Origin of the sequence: Aliivibrio sifiae (assembly GCF_002954715.1) — a bacterium.
GTDB classification, from domain to species: domain Bacteria; phylum Pseudomonadota; class Gammaproteobacteria; order Enterobacterales; family Vibrionaceae; genus Aliivibrio; species Aliivibrio sifiae.
In genome coordinates this window covers 930,516-937,757 of the sequence record NZ_MSCP01000002.1, presented here as the reverse complement: position 1 = coordinate 937,757, position 7,242 = coordinate 930,516, and the positions used below count along the sequence as shown (strand labels likewise).

The following is a 7,242-nucleotide window of genomic DNA, read 5'->3' as shown; positions in this document are numbered from 1 at the left end:
GAATTTCTTCTTTGTTGCCTTTTTGCTTTCGTATCGTCAGGTTCGGCAAATTAACCTTTATTTCCCTAAGTTCAGGCGTTTCAGAAGCTATTTCACGCTTCAATTGTTCTTTGGTTATGCCTCATTTTAGTCTGCATCCGTGTTTTCCTTGCAGCATTTTCAATCCCAATTGTGGTTAGGATATTTGGTTTATCAGTTCCAAATCTGCTGAAACCAAGTCGTTCAAATGGTGTAAAAAATGTATCTGTTTTCCATTTACTTCATCTCGCAATTTAAGAACATTTTGTTCGCTTAATTGCTATCGGTAAATTAGAATCAGGACATTAGAAAATGTTGGCAGGGCAGTTCTTTACCAAGTTAGCCAAGCCGAAAGTAAGCACGCACAACAATCGCATCAACACGATTTATTACATTCGGCGTTCTGGGTTTGTCTTGGCTTTCGTGATTAAGGCGGTTAATTCAGGTTGGTTTGCATAGTAATAAACGTGTTATGCCAGCGTTATACCGCAAATCTCTGAATGGAAGCTAAATCTCATTCTTTTATAATTTTTTCTTTATACTTATTACCGTAATTTCATAAAAAATAATCACTTAGGAGACGATAGGTGAAAATAATATTTTTCGATGCTGAAAATGTTGGCTTGAAAGAACTCGAAAAAATTAAAGCTTCAATTGTTGATAAAGTACTTGTATTTTCAAGGGTTGAGTCAATTAAGCAAACTTGTGAAAAATTATTATATCTATGCTTGTCTGATTATCCTGATGGGGCAAATCAGGCTGACTTTCATATTATCGCGTATCTATCCAGGACGTTAGCTTCACTTAGTCGAAAGGAGCTTAATTTAATCTCGTTTGAGCTTTTTAGTAATGATGAAAACCTGATTTCAGCATTTAAATTTCAATGTGAATTATTAGGTGGTAATTGTGAAGCCATTCGGACTAAGCACGATGTCGTAGTACCTATAGATTCTAAATCCGCAGAAGATAAAATTTATAATAGTCTGAAGCAACCAACAGAGTTAGCTCAGCTACAAGCAGAATTGAATTTACCTAGTTCTGAGTTTACAAAGGCGATTAATAGTTTAGTTAAAGAGATTAAAATTGAACGCTCAGTCGAAAGTAAGAAAAAATGGGTACAGGTTAGGTAGCGGTATAACAAAGCCATCAACACGATGCTTATAACATTCGGCGCTTTTGGTTTAGAGTAAATTGGTTTGGAAGGTTGGCCGTCAGCACGTGTTATGGCGGCGTTAGGCGCTAGGTCAGTATTAAATTTCATAATTATAGTTACTTGTATTAGGTAAGTTCTGTATAATGAAAGGCAAATTTTTTTGTTAGGGGCTTTACGGTGGGAGAACCATCTAAATCATCATTGGTAACAACTTTAGAGGTTGTAGCTGATAAATCTGATCTATCACTAAGTGAAACTTCAGGTGCTGCAACTGAGTTACCAGTCGAATCATCAAATATTATTATGGATATGGTTAGTGGACTATCTAACTTCCTAGATAATAATGCAATTTGGTTTATCCCTTTTGCTATTGTTCTTTATCAATTAATATTAAAAATAACGATAGGTAATACGTCAGAACGAGAAAAGTGGGAAACGTTAATATACTTGCCTACTGATATTTGCATATTGTCTATTGCTTTTCTTGCCTCAATAATTATGACAGACCCAACAAAGGTATCAATTGGTATTATTAGTGCGTTATTTGTTTTCTTAATAATAACGGCTCTTAGTTTTTATATAGCTAAAAGTTCCCCAATCGATTTGTCATCGACCAGTATGAAAAAAGCCAAGAAAAACTTGGCTATTAATTCATTACTCTCATTATTATTGCTAGTTTATAGTGCTGCTAAATTACTTGGAGCTTAACATGGATATTTCAACTATTTTTCAATTAATGACGCCTATAACAATTTTAATTGTAGGTGTTACATATCTTTATTCTCAAAGAATATCTAAGGTTTCTAAAGAATATGAAAACTATAAAAATGATGAATTTAGAAAATCAATAGAGCAACAAGTTTATGCTCTACAAAAAGAATTATATATTAATAGAGAGCGCTTTAACGACGTTAATCATCTTGTAAATGAAGTTAAATACTCAAATGAGAATTACTTTTCAAATTATAATGATAAGCGAAAATTAGGGCCTAATTCGTTTTTAAATGAATTAGGTATTTCTAGTGAAACGAATGTAGATGCGACTAAAGTTTTCGTACTTACACCTTTTAATTCTGAATTTGATTATCAATACGATATAATTAGAGCTACAGTTTCAGATTTTGGATTTAAGTGCGTAAGAGGAGATGATTCTAAATTATCATCTTCTATTTTGTCACATATCGTATCTGAGATTGCAAATTCTAAAATTATAATTGCTAACCTTTCAGGACGAAATCCTAATGTTTTTTATGAGTTAGGTATAGCGCACGCTTTGGGGAAACCTGTTTTACTCATGTCAGAGACTCTTGATGGACTTCCATTTGATATTCAAAACCAAAGAATATTGACTTTTAACTCTGAAAAAGATTTATCAATAAACCTCAAAAGGTGGTTTGCTGCAACAATAGTTAAAGGCGCCTAACAATTGCATCAACACGATTTACTACACTCGGCATCTCAGGTTGCCGGGTGTTTCTCGTTTTAAGGCGTCAATATTAAGTATAATTGCATAGTAGTAAACGTGTTATGCAGGCGTTATATGATTTAAGGAGAAATCTTTGAGTAATTGGGATGATGTTGCTGGTAACGTTGAGTTTAATCTTCAATTAATCAGCGAGTTACTTATTAATACAGTTCCATATTCTAGCCAAGTTCTTGATTTTGGTTGTGGGTATGGAAGAGTAACTAATGAGCTCTATGACTTAGGTTATAAAAGTATTTGTGGTGTTGATTCTTCATTGGAAATGATTAATCGTGGGAACAATGAATTCCCGCATCTAGAGCTGAACTACTCAAAAGGTTCACCGCTTCCTTTTTCTGATTCTTCCTTTGATGCTATTGTTACATGTGCCGTTTTTACGTGCATTCCAGAAGAGCAAGCTAGGGTAAATGTTGTTTCTGAGCTACTAAGAATTTTAAAACCAAATGGAGTCATTTATTTAGCTGAATTTTGCTCTGATGAAAGTGTTTTTTTTACTTCTGGTGTTGGGGTTCCAATGTGGCACGGATCTCAAGCTGAAATTGAAAATATAGTTGATGGGTCTGTACTAGAAAAGTCTATTATTGTTAATAATCAAACGATGACAGGGCATAATAGTAAAGCTTGTCACGTAGTGGTTAGAAAAATCATATAACAAAGCAATCAACACGATTTACTACATTCGGCGTTGTAGGTTTGTCTTTAGTTTCAGTGATTAAGGCAGTAAAATTCAACTAAGTCTGTGTCGTAGTAAACGTGTTATTGCGGCGTTATATGCAAGGAGGCATTATGAAAAAAGCTTATCTGTTCGATTGGGGTGACACTTTAATGGTCGATTTTCCAAATACACAAGGGAAAATGTGTGATTGGGAAACAGTTCAAGCCGTAGATGGTGCTTTGGAAATGTTAGCTTCGTTATCCCAGAAAGGACATTTGCTTTATGTGGCAACTGGTGCTGATGATTCCAATGTTCAGGATATTGAATTGGCATTTGAACCAGGGTGAGAGCGTGAATGGCTAATTTTTGTTCGTTAAAATATTAACCTGATGTTTTGCATAAGTAACGCACTCAATTAGAGTTTAGCTCTATTAAATTTTACTTAATAGTAACTTCAAAAATTGACAAAGAATTACATTTTTAACAAAATTTCAACTCACGCTCTTGCCCTGGCATTTGAACGAGTCGGGTTGTCTCAATTCATTTCAGGCTACTTTTGTAAGTCAAATATTGGTTTATCAAAAGGTAGTTCTGCATTTTATCAAAGAATAACGAATAAGTTAGGTGTTGAACCGAGTCAACTTACAATGGTTGGTGATTCACTTGAAAAAGACGTTATTTCAGCGATAGAGGCTGGTTTAAATGCGGTTTGGTTTAACCCTCGAAGTTTGGAAAAAGAAAGTCACTCCAATTTTAGAACGATCTCTCAGCTTCATGAGTTAAGCATATAACAAAGCAATCAACACGATTTACTACATTCGGCGTTGTGGGTTTGCCTTTAATTTCAGTGATTAAGGCGGTAAAATTCAGTTAAGTCTGTGTCGTAGTAAACGTGTTATTGCGGCGTTATGTGTCTGTGTGAGAGTGTATGTATCAAGGTGTGTAAATTATGAATAAAGTAAATGAACTTGAAAAAATGACCAAAGAAGAACTACTTAAGTATGATAAGTTGATTGACTCTACAATTTCTATGCTATTAACTGAATCAGAATCAAATTCACGAACCAAGTCTAATCAAGCTCGAATGAGGCTTGATACTTGGGATAGGAAACGAAGCGAGTTAGATGACTTTTTATATAATAAAGGTTAATTAAAAGTTTGTATTAAAGGCTGTGTTTTAGCTGATAATCGAGTTGATTATTGTGATTAACTAACGTTTAAATGATTTTTAGTCTGCGAATTAAAGAGTTAATATATTAGCAATGCAGATTACACATAACAAATGCATCAACACGATTTATTACATTCGGCGTTCTGGGTTTGCCTTGGGTTTTGTGATTAAGGCGGCTAATTCAGGTTGGTTTGTATAGTAATAAACGTGTTATGCAGGCGTTAAGCGGCAGGAGGAATTAAATTGTCATTTATATCGGGGATAGATCCCAAAGAATTAATCGCTGGAATAGTTGCGACATTTTCAATAGCTATGGCATTTGGAGCGTTATTTGGTGCATTGAAATCAGGTGTATTAAAAAGGGTTCGATTTGGGTCGTTTGAAATTGAAGCATCGACAGAGGATGCTGCACAATTTAAGAGTGCTTTAGAAAAGAGTAAGGAACAATCTGTACCTTTTGAGATTGAACAACTTGCAAATTATTATTCTCAAATACTGAGCCAATCGAAAGTTAGTTTTTGGTTTAGTATGATATTCGCTTCACTTGGTTTTGCTATTATCGTTATATCCGCATTTTTACATACTGAAGGAACAACTACGGCTACAATTGCTCAGTTTAGTGCTGGTATTATAATGGATGCGGTTGCGGGATTGTTTTTTGTTCAATCTCGTAACGCACAAAAATCAATGGGTGAATTTTTTGATAAACTTCGTAATGATCGCTTACACGCTGAGTCAAAATTAATAACTGAATCCATTCAATCTAAAGACGCACAGGATGCATTACGATTACACCTTGCTCTACATTATGCTTGCGTGCCAAGATCTGACGATGTGGCTAAACATATAACTGAGAAATGTTTACGTATTGGTAAAGCCGCTTAACAATCGCATCAACACGATTTGCTACATTCGGCATTCTAGGTTTCTTTGGGTTTACCGTATTTAGTGGTAAATTAGGCTTAAACTGCATGGTAGCAAACGTGTTATGCAGGCGTTGTGCGTACTGAGTCCGAAATTTTTTGCACGGTTCATCAAAAGGATCGCGGCTTTCGTAGTTTCGGCTTAGTAAGCGTAAATTTCTTCTTTGTTGCCTTTTGCTTTCCATTTCATCTGGTTCGGCAAATTAGCCCTTATTTCCCTAAGTTCAGGCGTTTCAGAGGCTAATTTACGCTTCAATGGTTCTTTGGTTATGCCTCATTTTAGTCTGCATCCGTGTTTTGCTTGCAGCATTTTCAATCCCAATTGTGGCGAGTGTATTTGGTTTTTCAGTTTCAAACTTGCTGAAACCAAGTCGTTCAAATGGTGTGAAAAATGTATCTGTTTTCCATTCACTTTATCTCGCAATTTAAGAACATTTTGTTCGCTTAATTACTACCGGTAAATTAGAATCAGGGCTTAGAAAATCTTGGCAGGGCAGTTCTTTACCAAGTTGGCCAAGCCGAAAGTAAGCACGCACAACAATCGCATCAACACGATTTATTACATTCGGCGTTCTGGGTTTGCCTTTAGTTTTGTGATTATGGCAGTAAAATTCAGGTTTGTTTGTATAGTAATAAACGTGTTATGCCAGCGTTATAAGCACCGATTTATTAAGGTTATTTGAGCCAGAGGTAAAGGTTTGAAATTTTCTACGCGTTTAGCGAAAGATAGTGATTTTGAGTTCTTATTTGAACTTAAAAAGGCGGCTGAATTTGAGCCTATTAAGGCTGTGTTTGGTTGGGACGATAAAATCCAACGTGAAATGCATCAAGATGAATGGGATGAGGAAAAACCAACCATCATTGAAATGTCAGGTGAAGCCGTAGGTAGCTATTTACTTCAAAATAAAGGCGACCATTTCTATTTTTGCCGTTTCTTTTTATTACCAAGCTTTCACGGGAAAGGAATAGGAAGTCAGGTTTTAAGCCAATGTTTAGAGTTTGCTGATAGCGAGAATAAACCAGTGAAATTGTGTTATTTGCAAGGTAATCGAGTAGGCGGTTTATATCGTAAATTTGGTTTCCAAGTAACATCAGAAGATGCTCAATTTGTTCATATGAACCGTGTGAGAATGTGCTTATAACAAATGCATCAACACGATTTGCTACATTCGGCATTCTAGATTTCTTTTGGTTTACCGTATTAAGTGGTAAATTTAGGCCTAATCTGCATGGTAGCAAACGTGTTATGCAGGCGTTAACCGTCTTTTCGAAACATCATCGAAAGTTGCCTTTTGAGTAATAATGGTATACTTTTAACTCTATGGTTAATTTTGAATTTGATGAAGTTAAGAGTAACTCGAATCTTGAAAAACATGGTGTGGATTTCAATGTGGCTCAATTGCTTTGGAATGACCCAGATTTAATAGAGATCCCAGTAAATACTCACGATGAACCAAGATATATCGTAATAGCCATGCTTAATGGTAAACATTGGACTGGTGTTATTACATATCGAGGTCAAAATATCCGAATAATTTAGGTTCGACGCTCAAGAAAAGGTGAGGTAAAGGTTTATGAAAGCTAATGAATTTGATGCAAAGTTTGACGATGGCGACGATATTTTAGGCGATCTAGATTTATCTAAAGCTAAGCGTCCAATGCAAACTCAAAAACGAGTAAATGTTGATTTTCCAACATGGATGATCGAATCATTAGATCGTGAAGCTAATCGTGTAGGTGTAACTCGTCAATCGATTATTAAAGTTTGGTTAGCTGAAAGGTTAGAAAGTGTAGCGGCGAATCACGCAGCAAGCCACTGATATCAAAACGGTTAACAAA

At 35.4% G+C, this 7,242-nt stretch carries 11 protein-coding genes; all 11 read left to right on the top strand.

The window, feature by feature from the left end:
• Window positions 1–605: 605 nt before the first annotated feature.
• The 11 genes from BTO23_RS15420 to brnA all read left to right on the top strand — a co-directional run bounded on the left by BTO23_RS15420 (window position 606) and on the right by brnA (window position 7,223).
• Window positions 606–1,148 (top strand): hypothetical protein, encoded by a 543-nt coding sequence (locus BTO23_RS15420; RefSeq protein WP_105063946.1) that lies wholly within the window; start codon window positions 606–608, stop codon window positions 1,146–1,148.
• A 200-nt stretch (window positions 1,149–1,348) separates the two neighbouring features.
• Window positions 1,349–1,879 carry a hypothetical protein gene (locus tag BTO23_RS15415; RefSeq protein WP_105063945.1) on the top strand — a complete coding sequence of 177 codons (531 nt, stop codon included), beginning with the start codon at window positions 1,349–1,351 and terminating at the stop codon, window positions 1,877–1,879.
• A gap of 1 nt (window position 1,880) precedes the next feature.
• Window positions 1,881–2,594, top strand: coding sequence for a TIR domain-containing protein (locus tag BTO23_RS15410; RefSeq protein ID WP_105063944.1), 714 nt, complete (start codon window positions 1,881–1,883; stop codon window positions 2,592–2,594).
• Between the two features lie 136 nt (window positions 2,595–2,730).
• A complete protein-coding gene (locus BTO23_RS15405; RefSeq protein WP_105063943.1) occupies window positions 2,731–3,306 on the top strand; it encodes a class I SAM-dependent methyltransferase in 576 nt (191 codons plus the stop codon).
• Window positions 3,307–3,440: 134 nt separating this feature from the next.
• On the top strand, window positions 3,441–3,656 hold the full coding sequence (locus tag BTO23_RS15400; protein ID WP_211295933.1) for a hypothetical protein: 216 nt from the start codon (window positions 3,441–3,443) through the stop codon (window positions 3,654–3,656).
• Between the two features lie 114 nt (window positions 3,657–3,770).
• Window positions 3,771–4,100: an HAD family hydrolase gene (locus BTO23_RS15395; RefSeq protein ID WP_105063942.1), complete on the top strand. Its 330-nt coding sequence runs from the start codon at window positions 3,771–3,773 to the stop codon at window positions 4,098–4,100.
• A gap of 158 nt (window positions 4,101–4,258) precedes the next feature.
• A complete protein-coding gene (locus tag BTO23_RS15390; RefSeq protein WP_105063941.1) occupies window positions 4,259–4,459 on the top strand; it encodes a hypothetical protein in 201 nt (66 codons plus the stop codon).
• A gap of 264 nt (window positions 4,460–4,723) precedes the next feature.
• The gene (locus tag BTO23_RS15385) at window positions 4,724–5,365 is read left to right on the top strand and encodes a TRADD-N-associated membrane domain-containing protein (RefSeq protein WP_065593006.1); all 642 of its coding nucleotides are present in this window, start codon (window positions 4,724–4,726) and stop codon (window positions 5,363–5,365) included.
• A gap of 736 nt (window positions 5,366–6,101) precedes the next feature.
• Window positions 6,102–6,545: a GNAT family N-acetyltransferase gene (locus tag BTO23_RS15370; protein ID WP_065598008.1), complete on the top strand. Its 444-nt coding sequence runs from the start codon at window positions 6,102–6,104 to the stop codon at window positions 6,543–6,545.
• A gap of 179 nt (window positions 6,546–6,724) precedes the next feature.
• The gene (locus BTO23_RS15365) at window positions 6,725–6,943 is read left to right on the top strand and encodes a BrnT family toxin (protein WP_105063940.1); all 219 of its coding nucleotides are present in this window, start codon (window positions 6,725–6,727) and stop codon (window positions 6,941–6,943) included.
• Window positions 6,944–6,977: 34 nt separating this feature from the next.
• Window positions 6,978–7,223: a type II toxin-antitoxin system BrnA family antitoxin gene (gene brnA / locus BTO23_RS15360; RefSeq protein WP_065603886.1), complete on the top strand. Its 246-nt coding sequence runs from the start codon at window positions 6,978–6,980 to the stop codon at window positions 7,221–7,223.
• Window positions 7,224–7,242 lie beyond the last annotated feature (19 nt).